We start from the raw sequence: 14769 nt of genomic DNA, 5'->3' as shown, positions 1-14769 counted from the left end.
CTCTTCTAGAAACTTCTGACGGCGCGGCTCGTAACCGGATATTTGCTGCGCCTGTGTCAGGGAGGAATGATGAGCACCGAGGCAGTTTCCACGCAGTTTTCGCAGGACCACTCGCTGTGGCAGCCCGATGCGCAGCGCATCGCAGCCAGCACGCTGGAGCAATTCCGCATTCGCGCTGAACAGCGCACCGGCCTTGACCTGTCGGATTATGCGGCGTTGCATCGCTGGTCGGTGGAAGATCGTGCTGGCTTCTGGACGCTCATCTGGGATTTCTGCAACGTCATCGGCGAGCGTGGCGAAACGGCCCTTGTCGACAAGGGGCATATGCGCGAGGCGAAATTCTTCCCCGAAGCGCGTCTCAATTTCGCTGAAAACCTTCTGCGCCAGCAGGGCCGTGACGACGCAATCGTTTTCCGCGGCGAAGACAAGGTCGAACGTCGCCTGAGCTGGAACGATCTTCACGCGCTGGTTTCAAAGCTCCAGCAATTCATGTTGTCGGAAGGCGTGGAACCCGGCGACCGCGTTGCGGGCATGATGCCCAATATGCCGGAAGCTGTTGCGTTGATGCTGGCTGCCAGCTCCATTGGTGCCGTCTGGTCGTCGTGCTCGCCGGATTTCGGCGTACAGGGCGTGCTTGACCGTTTCGGCCAGATTGAGCCGAAGCTGTTCTTCGCCTGCGATGGCTATTGGTACAATGGCAAGCGCATCGAAGTGGCCAACAAGGTCGCGCAGGTAACGGCAAAGCTGCCGGGACTGCGGAGATCGGTAATCGTGTCCTATCTGGGCGAGGCGGAAGCCGTCGCGCAGAAAGCCGAAAAGGGCATTGCACTCGACGAAGCGCTGAGCGCCTTCGCCGCCAAGCCGGTGGAATTCACGCGTCTGCCTTTCGATCACCCGATCTATATTCTGTTTTCGTCCGGCACGACCGGCATTCCAAAATGCATCGTCCATCGCGCCGGTGGGGTGCTGTTGCAGCATCTGAAGGAACAGCAGCTCCATGCGGATATCCGCGAAGGCGACCGCTTCTTCTATTTCACCACTTGCGGCTGGATGATGTGGAATTGGCTGGCCTCTGGTATCGGTTCCGGGGCTACCTTGCTGCTCTATGACGGCTCGCCTTTCTATCCCGATGGCAATGTGCTGTTCGATTATGCTCAGGCCGAAGGCATGACCTATTTCGGCACCTCGGCGAAATTTATCGATGCCGTGTTGAAAGCCGGTCTGAAGCCGGGTGAAACACACGATCTTTCGGCACTGCGCACGGTATCGTCCACTGGCTCGCCCTTGTCGCCGGAGGGCTTTGCTTTCGTTTATGACGCCATCAAGCCGGATGTGCATCTTGCATCCATTTCAGGCGGAACGGATATCGTGTCCTGCTTCGTGCTGGGCGTGCCGACAGAACCCGTCTGGCTGGGCGAAATTCAGGGTGCGGGCCTCGGCATGGCCGTCGATGTCTGGAACGATGACGGCCAGCCGGTGCGCATGCAGAAAGGCGAACTGGTCTGCACGAAGGCGTTTCCGTGCATGCCGCTGCAATTCTGGAACGATCCGGACGGTGCGAAGTATCAGGCGGCTTATTTCGAGCGCTTCGACAATATCTGGTGTCATGGCGATTTTGCGGAATGGACCGAACATAACGGCATCGTCATCCATGGCCGTTCGGACGCAACGCTGAACCCTGGTGGCGTGCGTATCGGCACGGCGGAAATCTACAATCAGGTCGAGCAGATGCCGGAGATCGCCGAGGCGCTCTGCATCGGTCAGGACTGGGACAAGGATGTCCGGGTTGTGCTCTTCGTGCGGCTTGCCGCAGGTGTGGCGCTCGATGACGATCTGAAGGCGCGGATCAAGACCAAGATTCGCACCGGCGCGACACCGCGCCATGTTCCGGCAAAGATCGTTGCGGTTGCGGATATTCCGCGCACCAAATCCGGCAAGATCGTCGAGCTTGCCGTTCGCGATATCGTGCATGGCCGCGACGTGAAAAACCGGGAGGCGCTGGCCAATCCGGAAGCACTCGAGCTTTATCGCGACATTGCCGAGCTTCAAGAGGATTGATTGAGAGCATTTCCAGCAAAAGTGTGAAGCGGTTTTGCGTTCGGAAATGCGAAAATAAGTCTGAACCGGCGACGAAGGTCGCCGGATAACATGCGCAACAAAATTACGTTATCCGGCAATAAATAGCCACAGAACGCCGCGCAAAGCCATTGCCTATTTGGCCGCCACGGGACACTCTGACCGAATATGGAGCATTTCCAGCAAAAGTGCGTAGCGGTTTTGCGCAGGACAATGCGTCATAAATATTCGTCTTTCGAAAGGCGGATACCGGGCAGAACTTGTGGAGGACGAGTATGTTTGCTTCGGGCATGAATTTCGGTCTTGGCGAGGAGATCGAAGCCCTTCGTGATACTGTGCGCCGTTTCGCTGAAAGCCGCATTGCGCCGCTTGCCGCCGAAACCGACCGCAATAACGCATTTCCCATGCATCTTTGGCGTGAACTGGGTGAGCTTGGTGTGCTCGGCATCACTGCGCCGGAAGAATATGGCGGTGCGGGTCTGGGTTATCTCGCCCATTGCGTTGCCATGGAAGAGATCAGCCGCGCTTCGGCCTCGATTGGCCTCAGCTATGGCGCGCATTCCAATCTCTGCGTCAATCAGCTCAAGCGCAATGGTTCGCCTGAACAGCGGGCGAAATATCTGCCGAAGCTCATTTCCGGCGAACATGTTGGCGCGCTCGCCATGTCAGAGCCGGGGGCAGGTTCCGACGTTGTTTCGATGAAACTTCGCGCCGAAAAGCGCGGCGACGCTTATGTACTGAACGGCAACAAGATGTGGATCACCAACGGCCCCGATGCGGATGTGCTGGTGGTCTATGCCAAGACCGATCTGGCGGCTGGGTCGCGCGGGATCAGCGCCTTCATTGTCGAAAAGGGCTTTGCCGGTTTCTCCACGGCGCAAAAGCTCGACAAGCTCGGCATGCGCGGCTCCAACACCTGCGAGCTGGTGTTCGAAAATTGCGAGGTTCCAGCCGAAAATCTGCTGGGCGAAGTCGGCAAGGGCGTCAATGTGCTGATGTCCGGTCTCGACTATGAGCGCGTGGTGCTGGCGGGCGGTCCGCTCGGCATCATGGCGGCCTGTCTTGATGTCGTGGTGCCCTATGTGCATGAGCGCAAGCAGTTCGATCAGCCGATTGGCGAGTTCCAGCTGATGCAGGGCAAGCTTGCCGACATGTATGTGACCTTCAACGCCTCGCGCGCCTATACCTATGCGGTGGCGGCGGCCTGTGACCGGGGCGAGACCACACGCAAGGATGCGGCGGGCTGCATTCTCTATACGGCGGAAAATGCGACCCAGATGGCCTTGCAGGCCATCCAGTCACTGGGCGGTAACGGCTATATCAATGATTATCCGACCGGGCGTCTGCTGCGCGATGCCAAGCTTTACGAAATCGGTGCAGGCACGTCGGAAATCCGGCGTATGCTGATCGGACGGGAATTGTTTCAGGAGACCCGTTAATGCCGGTTCTGAAATCCGAGATATCGACGCGCGGCGCGACCTATCAGGCCAACCGCAAAGCCATGCTTGAGGCCATCGATATCGTGGCGGCTGCGTCTCGCCTTGCCATTGATGGCGGCGGTGAAAAAGCGCGCGAGCGTCACGTTTCTCGCGGCAAGCTGCTTCCCCGTGATCGCGTTGCGCAATTGCTGGATCCGGGATCGCCGTTTTTGGAAGTCGGATTGACGGCGGGCCACGGCATGTATGGCGGCGCTGCGCCGTCCGGCGGCATCATCACCGGCATCGGGCGCGTGTCGGGCCGTGAATGCATGATCGTCTGCAACGATGCGACGGTGAAAGGCGGCACCTACTACCCGGTGACCGTGAAAAAGCACCTGCGCGCGCAGGAAATTGCGGGCGAGAATCGCTTGCCCTGCATCTATCTGGTCGATTCCGGCGGAGCCAATCTCCCCAATCAGGACGAGGTATTCCCGGACCGCGACCATTTCGGACGCATCTTTTATAATCAGGCGCAGATGTCGGCGGCGGGCATTCCGCAGGTCGCCGTGGTCATGGGGTCATGCACCGCAGGCGGCGCTTATGTGCCCGCCATGAGCGACGAGACTGTGATCGTGCGCAATCAGGGCACGATCTTTCTGGCCGGTCCGCCGTTGGTGAAGGCCGCAACCGGCGAAGTGGTGACAGCGGAAGATCTCGGCGGCGGCGATGTGCATACACGGCTTTCCGGCGTGGCCGATCATCTGGCCAATGACGACGCCCATGCCTTGCAGATCGCGCGCGCTATCGCAGCCAATCTCAACAGCGAAAAACGCTCCTTCATTCCGAAGGGCGACGGGGCTGCTCCGCTTTACGACCCGGATGAACTGCTCGGCGTGGTTTCTGCCGATACGCGCATTCCCTATGATGTGCGCGAAGTGATCGCGCGGCTGGTCGATGGCTCGGATTTCGATGAGTTCAAGGCGCGCTATGGCACCACGCTGGTTTGCGGTTTCGCGAGCATTTACGGTATGCCTGTCGGGATTATCGCCAATAATGGTGTACTGTTTTCCGAAGCGGCCACCAAGGGCGCGCATTTCATTGAGCTTTGTTGTCAGCGCAATATTCCACTGATTTTCCTGCAAAATATCACCGGCTTCATGGTCGGGCGCAAGTATGAGGCCGAAGGCATTGCCAAGCATGGCGCCAAGCTGGTGACAGCGGTGGCGACGGCCAATGTGCCGAAGATCACCATGCTGATTGGCGCATCCTATGGCGCGGGCAATTACGGCATGGCGGGGCGGGCTTATTCGCCGCGCTTCCTGTGGACCTGGCCAAACAGCCGTATTGCGGTGATGGGCGGTGAACAGGCGGCGGGCGTGCTGGCAACCGTCAAGCGCGACGGGATTGAACGCACCGGCGGAACATGGTCGGCGGAAGAGGAAGCGGAGTTCAAGCGTCCGACACTCGAAATGTTTGAGCGCCAGAGCCACCCGCTTTATGCCTCTGCGCGGCTTTGGGACGATGGCGTTGTCGATCCGCGCAAATGCCGCGAAGTGCTGGGTCTGTCGCTTTCCGCAACGCTGAATGCGCCGGTCGAGCCGACGCGCTTCGGCTTGTTCAGAATGTAGGGAGGTAATCAGATGTTTGGGAAAATACTGATTGCCAATCGCGGGGAAATAGCTTGCCGGGTCATCCGCACTGCGCGTGAATTCGGTATCGCCACGGTGGCGATCTATTCGGATGCGGACGCCAATGCGCTGCATGTGGAGATGGCCGATGAGGCCGTTCGCGTCGGCCCGGCGCTTTCGGCGCAAAGCTATCTCAATATCGAGGCGATCATCAAAGCCGCACTGGAAACCGGCGCAGAGGCAATCCATCCGGGCTATGGCTTTCTCTCGGAAAATGCCGGATTTGTCGACGCTGTCGAGGCGGCGGGGCTGACCTTCATCGGCCCATCGGCAAAGGCCATCCGCGCCATGGGGCTGAAGGATGCCGCCAAGGCACTGATGGAAAAGGCCGGTGTACCGGTTGTGCCGGGCTATCACGGCGACAATCAGGATGGCGTTTTCCTCAAAAGCGAGGCGGACCGTATTGGTTATCCCGTGCTGATCAAGGCGCGCGCAGGCGGCGGCGGCAAGGGCATGCGCCGCGTCGATCACGGGGCGGATTTCGCAGCAGCACTGGACAGCGCGCGCCGCGAGGCGGAAGCCTCTTTCGGTGACAGCGCGGTGCTGGTGGAAAAATACATGACCAAGCCGCGCCATATCGAGGTGCAGGTCTTTGGCGATGATCATGGCAATGCGGTCCATCTTTTCGAGCGCGATTGCTCGCTGCAACGCCGCCACCAGAAGGTGATCGAGGAAGCGCCAGCACCCGGCATGACGCCGGATATGCGCGCGGCCATGGGCGAAGCTGCGGTGAAGGCCGCACTGGCCATTGGTTATTCCGGCGCTGGCACGGTGGAGTTCATTGCCGATGTGTCGGAAGGGCTGCGGCCTGACCGGTTCTTCTTCATGGAAATGAACACGCGCTTGCAGGTGGAACATCCGGTGACGGAGGCGATCACCGGCCTCGATCTGGTCGAGTGGCAATTGCGTGTGGCCTCGGGCGAAACCTTGCCAAAGCGGCAGGAGGAACTTGCCATCCATGGATGGGCCTTCGAGGCGCGGCTTTATGCGGAAGACCCGGCCCGTGACTTTCTGCCTGCAACGGGCAAGCTTGCTCTGTTCGCTCCACCGGAACAGGCACGTACCGATTCCGGTGTGCGGTCCGGCGATACGATCACACCGTTCTATGATCCGATGATCGCGAAGATCATCGTCCATGGCCGCAATCGCGACGAAGCGCTGAACCGGCTGGATGTGGCGCTGGACAAGACCCGCATTGCCGGGCTCGTCACCAATCGCCAGTTTCTGTCGGCGCTCTGCAAGCTGGACGCTTTTCGCAGCGGCGATGTTGATACCGGGCTGATTGCCCGCGAAGCAGGGCATTTGTTTGCCCAAGAGCCGCCATCGGAAATCGCCTTTGCTCTGGCGGCATTGACGGCGCTCGATCTTCTAGACGCGCCGTTGCACGGCGATCCATGGACGCGCCTGCGCGGTTTCCGTCTTTGGGGCGATGCATCGCGTTCGGTCACGCTGGATCATCAGGGTGATCGCCAGACGATCTGCTTCACCATCAATGAACAAGGGCGTTTCGGCTTCGACTTCGGCTTGGTCGCAATCCGCAGTCACGAAAACGGTGTGGTCCGGTTCGCCCTGGATGGCAGCGTGGCGCAAGCATCTGCTGTGCGGATCGGTCAGGATGTGACGGTGCAGTTCGAAGGGCGCGACACCATATTTCATCATGTGCTGTCTGCCGGAGCAGAAGATGACGCCGCCACCGAAAGCCGCATTCTGGCGCCAATGCCAGGACTGGTGCGGCTTGTGTCCGCCGTGGAGGGCGCCAGCGTTGCCAAAGGCGATCCGCTGGTGACGATGGAAGCGATGAAGATGGAACTGTCACTGACCGCGCCGCGCGACGGCAAGGTTGCGACGGTGACGGTCGCAGCAGGCGATCAGATCAATGAAGGCGCGCTGCTTGTCGAATTGGAGGAAGAACATGGCTGACCATGTCGAAATCGTTGAAATGGCAGCGCGTGACGGGCTGCAAAACGAGAAGCGCTTTGTGCCGACGGCTGACAAGATCGCGCTGATCGACCGCCTGTCTGGTTGCGGTTATGCCCGCATTGAAGCGACGAGTTTCGTCAGCCCGAAATGGGTGCCGCAACTGGCCGATGCGGCGGAGGTAATGGCCGGTATCCGTCGCGCCGACAGCGTGCGCTATTCGGTGCTCGTGCCGAATATGAAGGGCTATGAGGCGGCGGCGGCAGCCAATGCGGACGAGGTCGCGGTCTTCATTTCCGCTTCGGAAGGCTTTTCGAAAGCCAATATCAACTGCACGATTGCCGAGAGCATCGAGCGCCTGTCGCCGGTGATCGGTGCTGCGATCAATGATGGTCTGGCCATACGCGGCTATGTCAGCTGCGTCGTCGAATGTCCTTATGACGGACCAACCGCGCCGCAGGCGGTAGCCGATGTTACTGAGCAACTGTTCTCGCTCGGTTGTCATGAGGTGAGCCTTGGCGACACGATTGGGCGCGGTACCCCGGACAAGGTTGCGGCCATGCTGGATGCAGTGCTGGCAATTGCGCCCGCACATAGTCTGGCGGGCCATTATCACGACACAGGCGGACGCGCGCTCGACAATATCCGCGTCAGTCTGGAAAAGGGCCTGCGGGTTTTCGATGCGTCGGTCGGCGGTCTGGGCGGGTGCCCGTTTGCGCCGGGCGCCAAGGGCAATGTCGATACGGTTTCCGTTGTCGAAATGCTGCATGAAATGGGTTTTGAAACCGGGCTTGATCTGGACAAGCTGCGGTCAGCGGCATTGTTCGCGCAGGCGCTGCGTCAGGATAAAGCGGCCTAGGGGGATCTATGAGCGCCTTCGAAACCATCGATATTGCGATTGATGCACGTGGCGTTGCAACGCTGACGCTGAACCGGCCTGAGCAGCACAATGTGCTGTCCGGCCTGATGATCGATGAACTGACCACCGCGACGTTGCATCTGGCCGATAATGCTGCGGTCAGGATTGTTGTTCTCACCGGCGCGGGTAAAAGTTTTTGCGCGGGCGGCGATCTGGGCTGGATGCAGGCGCAGGTGAATGCCAGCCGCGCACAGCGGATTGAAGAAGCGCGCAAGCTTGCCCTGATGCTGAAGGCGCTCCGCGATCTGCCAAAGCCGCTGATCGGGCGCGTCAACGGTCAGGCCTATGGCGGTGGTATCGGTCTCATCAGTGTCTGCGATGCCGCCATCGGTGTTGCTGGCGCGCGCTTCGGGCTTACCGAGACAAAGCTTGGCCTGATACCGGCAACGATCAGCCCCTATGTCGTGGCGCGCATCGGTCAGGGGAGTGCGCTGCGCATGTTTACCTCTGCCAGATTGTTTGACACGCAGGAGGCAATGCGCATCGGCCTGCTGCATGAGGTGGTCGAGGCTGAACAACTGGATGCGGCGGTGGAGGAGGAGATTAAGCCCTATTTTTCCACCGCACCGGCGGCGGTTGCGGCTTCGAAACGGCTCGTGCACGCGCTGGTCGCGCCGATTGACGAAGCCGTCATCGATATGACGCTGACCCGTCTTGCCGACACATGGGAAACACCGGAGGCCGCGGAAGGGATCGCGGCCTTTTTTGCGAAACAATCACCATCATGGAAGGGAGGGAACGCATAAAAGGGAGGAGCCGATTTTCGTTGTAGTTGTGGGCACTTGGCCCCTTGCAATCGAAAGCCGGAAATGCATTCTTAGCACATCACGAAAGCGGCTCCCGTCTTGGAGCAGTTTTCCGAAACCGCCGAGGCTGTTTTGGATAATATTATGGCTCCAGTCCCTTTTTGGGTGCGGTGCGGCGCGCTTTTGGATCGACCCTTTGAAATCGTAAGATGAAACAAAAGGGAGGGCCCGGCAATTCGGCAGCATATGAGCGCTGAGAATTGACCGGATGGGTTGCCATCATGGGTTAGATGAGGGCGCGTCCCTGGACGGCGCCCCACCAAAGGAGAAAAAGAATGAACCTGAAACTTCTGTCCAGCGTAGCTTTCGCAGCTACACTCGGTTTTGCCAGCGCCGCTTATGCGGATATCACCATCGGCGTTGTTGCACCGCTGACGGGTCCGGTTGCCGCTTTCGGCGATCAGGTGAAGAAGGGCGCAGAAACCGCTGCCGAAGTCATCAACAAGGCTGGCGGTATCAAGGGTGAGAAAATCGTTCTGAAGTTCGCCGACGATGCCGGTGAACCGAAGCAGGGCGTTTCCGCCGCCAACCAGATTGTCGGCGACGGCATCAAGTTCGTCGTTGGCCCGGTCACGACCGGCGTTGCCATTCCGGTATCCGACGTTTTCTCTGAAAACGGCGTTCTGATGGTCACCCCGACCGCTACCGGCCCGGACCTGACCGCACGCAAGCTGGAAAACGTGTTCCGCACCTGCGGTCGCGATGACCAGCAGGCTGAAGTCATGGCTGATTTTGTCCTGAAGACCATGAAGGACAAGAAGGTTGCCGTGATCCACGATAAGGGCGCCTATGGCAAGGGTCTGGCCGACGCTTTCAAGGCTGCGATCAACAAGGGCGGTATTACGGAAGTTCATTACGACTCCGTCACCCCGGGCGACAAGGATTTCAGCGCGCTGGTTACCAAGCTGAAGTCGGCAGGCGCTGAAGTCGTTTATTTCGGCGGCTACCATGCTGAAGGCGGTCTCTTGTCGCGTCAGCTGCATGACGCTGGCATGCAGGCACTGGTTCTCGGCGGTGAAGGCCTGTCTAACACCGAATATTGGGCAATCGGCGGCACCAACGCACAGGGCACGCTGTTCACCAACGCCAAGGACGCCACGAAGAACCCGGCTTCCAAGGACGCTATCGAAGCGCTCAAGGCCAAGGGTATCCCGGCTGAAGCCTTCACCATGAACGCCTATGCCGCTGTTGAAGTCATCAAGGCAGGTATCGAAAGCGCTGGTTCGGCAGAAGATTCGGCTGCAGTTGCCAAGGCTCTGCATGACGGCAAGCCTATCGAAACCGCAATCGGCACGCTGACCTATGGCGAAAACGGCGACCTCAGCTCGCCGAGCTTCGACATCTTCAAGTGGGATGACGGCAAGATCGTCGGCCTCGAGTAAGACTTTGTCGAGCTAGAGCGCATCCCGAAAAGTGTGAAACGGTTTTCGGGAAAGATGCGCGTTAAAACAAAGAATTAGAGCGCCGATCTGATCCAATCAGATCGGCGCTCTAATAAGAAAACGCCGGGCTTGTCCCGGCGTTTTTGCATTCAGGGTTCAGGTGAAAGACGAAGCGTCAGGAATCGTGAAATCCGAGAGCCGGTTCAAGCTCTTCGAAAGTATCTTCCATCGCGTGGGTGGGGCTGCCCGGAAAACCGAAATGCCCATAGGCGATGGACATCTGCGCTTCTGCTTTGCGTTCGCCACCCTTCGAGATCGCAGCCACATAAAGGGCTGCCGCAAGACCAGTGCGATCTGCACCCGCCTTGCAATGAATGAGAACCGGTTTTTCTACATTCTGCATCAGGGTGATCAGCTCCTGCGCACGCTGGGGCGTGAGCTGCTTGCTGGACGACATTTCGAAATCGATATGCTTGATTCCCAACGCTCCCGTCGCGTTGACTTCCTTGTCATACCAATCCGCACCCGGTTCCGGGCCGCGCAGATTGATGATGGTCTTGATACCGTAGGCCTGCTGCAGTTTTGCGATCCGCGCCGGATCGGGCTGATTCGAGCGATAGGCTTCTCCCGGCACGATCTCGTGAACATTGCCGTTATACTGGATCGTATAGAGATATCCGCCCAACATGCTGGCGCCGACCAAAGCAGCGAGTGCGCCAAGCTTGACGCGATTGAACGACCATCTGGCGTATGTTCTGAAAAAACCCATGTGAACGCTTTAAAAGAGTTTTGTGAAATAAATTCCATCGCCAGTTTTTTCTTGGCTTTATCTGAACATGGAGTAAGAATGAGACTTATTCTTGTTCGGCCTCGCTATATTCTGGCCGTTTTCTGGATAGCGTGTGTTTCAAAATTCATATTGGGCGACGGCGAAAAGCCGTCAGGGGTAAATATTCGCGTCAGTTGCGTGGTGTCAGTCAAAGTTGCGTAAGTTTTCCGTGGCTTAAGCCTCGGTTAACCATAAGTGTCTAATCTGAAATCATGATGAGCTGGGGCAGATAGCGGAGCAGGTTTATGCAGCGCTACAGATTTGACGATAAAATGATTCTGACGGAAGCGATTGTCGAGCTTCTCAACCGTGGTGTTGAGCGCGATGATCTTGATCTGGTCTTGAGCCGGATTGGTCCGGTCGATCTCGACTTGATGCATCAGTGTCTGGTCGAGATTTGGAACTACAATCATCCCGAATTTGCCGATACGGCGATGGCGGCCTGATATCAGGCGGCTCGCTTCGGCAGGCAGATTTCTTCGGGAATGTCACAAACTTGAAACGGAGAGGGCTTATGTCTACCTCCGTATCGGGAATTCACTTGGGAAGATGACCGCGGATGAACCGGCGTCAACTCAGGTGAAAGCGGAAGGTCGGGTTCATCCCGGCCTTTTTCCGTTTTTGGACATTGTTACCACTGGCGTTTTTGCTTTTCCGGCAGGCGCGAATTGGCGTAAGAAACACTGTTTCCAAACAGCGGTGAGTTTCATGATACGTCATATTGTTCTGATCAAGTTCAAGCCGGAACTCGATGGCGCGGCCATCGAACACGCACTGGCTTCTGTCGTTGCTCTCAAAGGCAAGATCGACGGCATCATTGCCGTCACCACCGGTGCCAATAGCAGCCCTGAAAGGCTGGAAAAAGGCTTTCGCCACGGCTTTGTGGTGGATTTTGCCGATGCTGCGGCGCGTGATGCCTATCTTCCGCATCCGGAACACGTCAAGGTCGGCAAAGGCCTCGTCGAGGCTGCCGAAGGCGGTCTCGATGGCATTCTGGTTTTCGATTACGAAATCTAGAGCGCATCCCGAAAAGTGTGAAACGGTTTTCGGGATGCGCGTTATAACAAACGGTTAGAGCGCCGATCTGATCCAATCAGATCGAAACGCGCTCTCAGCAATAGCTTATAACAGAAGACCGCCGACGCCCATGCGGGACAGGTCTGTCGAGTTGAGGTCCATGCCTGCCATCAGGCGGTCGAGCACCCAGTCGAGGCTGTTTTCCCGCATGCTGCGGGCGGAACCTGGCGCGGCGACGATATATTTTTCATCGCGCTTTCCAAGCACGAGCAGATTGCCGGGATCGACCGGCATGCCAACGCGCAGAATTTGTCCGCCGCTTTGCAGGATCGAGCGCGGCACGATGTCGGTGGCATCGGCAACTGCCGATGCGCTGAAAATCACAAGTACATCGCAGCCACTGCTCAAATCCGCTATGGCGCCGCCAAGCGCTTCCGTCTCATGGGCGACACGTCTTTCGACGATCAATGTGCCGCCATTGCGCGCCGCGCGCTTTTCCATCAGTTCGCGCGTCTTGTCGAGTACGGTCTCCCGGATCGAGGGGAGGCGGGACTGGATCAGCCCGATACGCAATGGACGAAACGCCTTGACCTCAATTGCCCGGTCTCCGTCGAGCAGGGGGCATATGTCGTCAATCAGGCTTTTCGGTACGGCAAAAGGGATGATCTTGACGGTCGCGACCATCTGGCCCGCTTCCACACGCGCATAATTGCGGATCGTCGCCAGAGAGATGCGCGCATCATGCGCGTTGACCGCATCAATGCGGGAAGCATCGACGCAAAAGACACCGTCCGCACTGGCAAAAAGATTGATGCGTCCGGTGGTCGCCGCGCCGGTATGGATCGTATCAGAGGCGAGCGCAGTCCCGATTGTCTGTGCGGCTTCGTCTTCGCCGATATCGCCAGGCTCGAAGCGGGCAGCGAGAACACTTGTGAGGCCAGCCTGTTGCAGGGCCGTGCAATAGTCGCTGTTCAGTACGGTTCCCTTGCGCAGCACAAGCGCACCTGCCGTTACCGCATAGGCGAGCACGGCGCCATCGGCATCATCGAGCGGCAAGTCTGCGAAAATCATGGTGCCCTTCCAGACTTCAGTCGGCCAGCCCCTAAACGTTAGGGGTTTTAGGTTGTGTGTTCTCAGATTGTCTTAGTCGCGGCTCGGCGACTTCACAATGTTGTTTATCGGTTCCAGATCGCGCGGCTATCGCAGGATTTATCCGTTGGTTGTACTTGCATGACCGGGGACAAAGGGTTAAGTCACCGCCGCGTCGGCGATAAAGGGGTTCCATTCCCCGCGATCAGGCGCTTGCGGAGATGCCTGTTTCCACCAAATGGAGTCCGTTTTGCGGGGTTTTGGCCGCGACATTACGATCCAGTACAAATCTCGTCAGATAGGTGACAAACGAAACTATTCGTTATAACAGTACATTTGGAATTTTCAGAATTTACCGAAAACTGAAAAACGACATACGTGCCGGATTTGACGCTCGCGACATGATGAACCTCTGCGGTTCCCAATGTCCGGGCAGCCTGGAAGGGATTTCAGGTTCAAAACGACACTGACGACGAAATCGCTCTGGTGCGATCTGAAGAACTGAGACGCCTGACCGCAATCATCTGTGGCAGCGGGTTTCAGATTTTCAGATCGCATCGGTGCAGGATGGAAAGACAAATGAAACTCGGCATCCCTCGGACGATCGCTTCGTTCGCCGTACTGGCCCTGACTGCGTTTCTTGCCGGCTGCGAGAACCAGGTTCTTCTCTCTCCAAAGGGAGAGGTCGGTGTAGCAGAACGCGATCTCATCCTTTTTGCGACCGGCCTCATGCTGCTCGTCGTGCTGCCCGTCATCTTCATGACGCTGTTCTTCGCCTGGAAGTACCGCGCCACGAACGAAAAGGCGGATTACCAGCCCGACTGGCACCACTCGACCAAGATCGAACTGGGCGTCTGGCTCATTCCTCTGGCGATCATCGTGGTTCTCGGCACGGTTACCTGGATCAGCACGCATAAGCTCGATCCGTACCGCCCGCTGGAATCCAGCGTGAAGCCGATCAATGTCGAAGTGGTTGCGCTCGACTGGAAGTGGCTTTTCATCTATCCCGATCAGGGCATCGCCACCGTTAATGAAATGGCCATGCCCGTCGATGTTCCGGTCAACTTCAAGCTGACCTCCAGCAACATCATGAACTCCTTCTTCATTCCGGCGCTGGGCAGCATGGTCTACACCATGCCGAGCATGCAGACGAAGCTGCATCTCATTGCCAACCATGAAGGCGAGTTCGACGGCATTTCCGCCAATTATAGCGGTCAGGGCTTTGCCCAGATGCGCTTCAAGGCGCATTCCTACAATCAGGCCGACTTCGACAAATGGGTTGCCGACGTGAAGGCCAAGGGCGAAGAATTGGGCCGCGATCGCTATGCATCGCTGGTTCAGCCGAGCGAAAAGCATGCGGTGCAGTTCTTCACCTATAATGACCAGACGCTGTTCCACGACATCGTGAACCGCTGCTGGGACGGCAAGTCCGTCTGCATGGATGACGAAATGCACCGTCAGCAGATGATCCGCGAAGCACGCGCAAACCTGCGCAAGTCTTCGCCTGTCGATTTCAGCCAGTGGGCGAGCGACATCATCTGTGCAGTCGCGCCGCAGCGTCTGTCGCAGCTCGAAAACTGATCTGCCTTTGCGCCGTGATCTCGCCTGAGGTCGCGGCCATTCGCATT

General features: G+C 58.0%; 12 protein-coding genes. 10 read left to right on the top strand and 2 right to left on the bottom strand.

Annotated elements, in window-relative coordinates; all coding sequences use genetic code 11:
• The first annotated feature begins 69 nt into the window (after nt 1-69).
• From FGI60_RS03655 to FGI60_RS03620, 7 genes are all read left to right on the top strand, one after another.
• Complete coding sequence (locus tag FGI60_RS03655) at nt 70-2058, top strand: acetoacetate--CoA ligase (RefSeq protein WP_138783989.1); 1989 nt, start codon at nt 70-72, stop codon at nt 2056-2058.
• A gap of 308 nt (nt 2059-2366) precedes the next feature.
• Nucleotides 2367-3515: an isovaleryl-CoA dehydrogenase gene (locus FGI60_RS03650; protein ID WP_171058696.1), complete on the top strand. Its 1149-nt coding sequence runs from the start codon at nt 2367-2369 to the stop codon at nt 3513-3515.
• The gene (locus FGI60_RS03645; RefSeq protein ID WP_138783987.1) at nt 3515-5122 is read left to right on the top strand and encodes a carboxyl transferase domain-containing protein; all 1608 of its coding nucleotides are present in this window, start codon (nt 3515-3517) and stop codon (nt 5120-5122) included. The genes FGI60_RS03650 and FGI60_RS03645 overlap by 1 nt, the downstream gene beginning before the upstream one ends.
• A 12-nt stretch (nt 5123-5134) precedes the next feature.
• Nucleotides 5135-7102, top strand: a complete 1968-nt coding sequence (locus tag FGI60_RS03640; protein ID WP_138783986.1) for an acetyl/propionyl/methylcrotonyl-CoA carboxylase subunit alpha — start codon at nt 5135-5137, stop codon at nt 7100-7102.
• On the top strand, nt 7095-7958 hold the full coding sequence (locus FGI60_RS03635; protein ID WP_138783985.1) for a hydroxymethylglutaryl-CoA lyase: 864 nt from the start codon (nt 7095-7097) through the stop codon (nt 7956-7958). Before FGI60_RS03640 ends, FGI60_RS03635 begins: the two co-directional genes overlap by 8 nt.
• An 8-nt stretch (nt 7959-7966) precedes the next feature.
• Nucleotides 7967-8764: a crotonase/enoyl-CoA hydratase family protein gene (locus tag FGI60_RS03630; RefSeq protein WP_138783984.1), complete on the top strand. Its 798-nt coding sequence runs from the start codon at nt 7967-7969 to the stop codon at nt 8762-8764.
• Between the two features lie 335 nt (nt 8765-9099).
• Nucleotides 9100-10206, top strand: coding sequence for a branched-chain amino acid ABC transporter substrate-binding protein (locus FGI60_RS03620; protein ID WP_138783983.1), 1107 nt, complete (start codon nt 9100-9102; stop codon nt 10204-10206).
• 175 nt (nt 10207-10381) lie between these two features.
• On the opposite strand, the gene FGI60_RS03615 is transcribed toward FGI60_RS03620, so the two are convergent.
• Nucleotides 10382-10975: a dual specificity protein phosphatase family protein gene (locus FGI60_RS03615; RefSeq protein WP_138783982.1), complete on the bottom strand. Its 594-nt coding sequence runs from the start codon at nt 10973-10975 to the stop codon at nt 10382-10384.
• A 305-nt stretch (nt 10976-11280) separates the two neighbouring features.
• Between FGI60_RS03615 and FGI60_RS03610 the strand changes: the two genes are divergently transcribed.
• Together FGI60_RS03610 and FGI60_RS03605 are read left to right on the top strand one after the other, a co-directional pair.
• Complete coding sequence (locus FGI60_RS03610) at nt 11281-11481, top strand: hypothetical protein (protein WP_138783981.1); 201 nt, start codon at nt 11281-11283, stop codon at nt 11479-11481.
• Between the two features lie 262 nt (nt 11482-11743).
• Entirely contained in the window at nt 11744-12052 is a 309-nt protein-coding gene (locus FGI60_RS03605; protein ID WP_138783980.1) for a Dabb family protein, read from the top strand.
• Between the two features lie 105 nt (nt 12053-12157).
• On the opposite strand, the gene FGI60_RS03600 is transcribed toward FGI60_RS03605, so the two are convergent.
• Nucleotides 12158-13123 (bottom strand): molybdopterin-binding protein, encoded by a 966-nt coding sequence (locus tag FGI60_RS03600; RefSeq protein ID WP_138783979.1) that lies wholly within the window; start codon nt 13121-13123, stop codon nt 12158-12160.
• A 597-nt stretch (nt 13124-13720) separates the two neighbouring features.
• On the opposite strand from FGI60_RS03600, the gene cyoA reads away from it, so the two are divergent.
• Nucleotides 13721-14722: a ubiquinol oxidase subunit II gene (gene cyoA / locus FGI60_RS03595; RefSeq protein WP_138783978.1), complete on the top strand. Its 1002-nt coding sequence runs from the start codon at nt 13721-13723 to the stop codon at nt 14720-14722.
• Nucleotides 14723-14769 lie beyond the last annotated feature (47 nt).

This window comes from Brucella haematophila (assembly GCF_005938105.1).
Taxonomy (GTDB): Bacteria; Pseudomonadota; Alphaproteobacteria; order Rhizobiales; family Rhizobiaceae; genus Brucella; species Brucella haematophila.
Note: the sequence above shows the minus strand (reverse complement) of the source record. Positions and strands in the feature narration are given on the sequence as shown.

What these genes read in the sequence shown, in the direction of transcription:
- FGI60_RS03655 (WP_138783989.1), top strand. Translation starts at nt 70, where the DNA reads ATGAGCACCGAGGCAGTTTCCACGCAGTTTTCGCAGGACCACTCGCTG.
- FGI60_RS03650 (WP_171058696.1), top strand. Translation starts at nt 2,367, where the DNA reads ATGAATTTCGGTCTTGGCGAGGAGATCGAAGCCCTTCGTGATACTGTG.
- FGI60_RS03645 (WP_138783987.1), top strand. Translation starts at nt 3,515, where the DNA reads ATGCCGGTTCTGAAATCCGAGATATCGACGCGCGGCGCGACCTATCAG.
- FGI60_RS03640 (WP_138783986.1), top strand. Translation starts at nt 5,135, where the DNA reads ATGTTTGGGAAAATACTGATTGCCAATCGCGGGGAAATAGCTTGCCGG.
- FGI60_RS03635 (WP_138783985.1), top strand. Translation starts at nt 7,095, where the DNA reads ATGGCTGACCATGTCGAAATCGTTGAAATGGCAGCGCGTGACGGGCTG.
- FGI60_RS03630 (WP_138783984.1), top strand. Translation starts at nt 7,967, where the DNA reads ATGAGCGCCTTCGAAACCATCGATATTGCGATTGATGCACGTGGCGTT.
- FGI60_RS03620 (WP_138783983.1), top strand. Translation starts at nt 9,100, where the DNA reads ATGAACCTGAAACTTCTGTCCAGCGTAGCTTTCGCAGCTACACTCGGT.
- FGI60_RS03615 (WP_138783982.1), bottom strand. Translation starts at nt 10,975, where the DNA reads ATGGGTTTTTTCAGAACATACGCCAGATGGTCGTTCAATCGCGTCAAG.
- FGI60_RS03610 (WP_138783981.1), top strand. Translation starts at nt 11,281, where the DNA reads ATGCAGCGCTACAGATTTGACGATAAAATGATTCTGACGGAAGCGATT.
- FGI60_RS03605 (WP_138783980.1), top strand. Translation starts at nt 11,744, where the DNA reads ATGATACGTCATATTGTTCTGATCAAGTTCAAGCCGGAACTCGATGGC.
- FGI60_RS03600 (WP_138783979.1), bottom strand. Translation starts at nt 13,123, where the DNA reads ATGATTTTCGCAGACTTGCCGCTCGATGATGCCGATGGCGCCGTGCTC.
- cyoA (WP_138783978.1), top strand. Translation starts at nt 13,721, where the DNA reads ATGAAACTCGGCATCCCTCGGACGATCGCTTCGTTCGCCGTACTGGCC.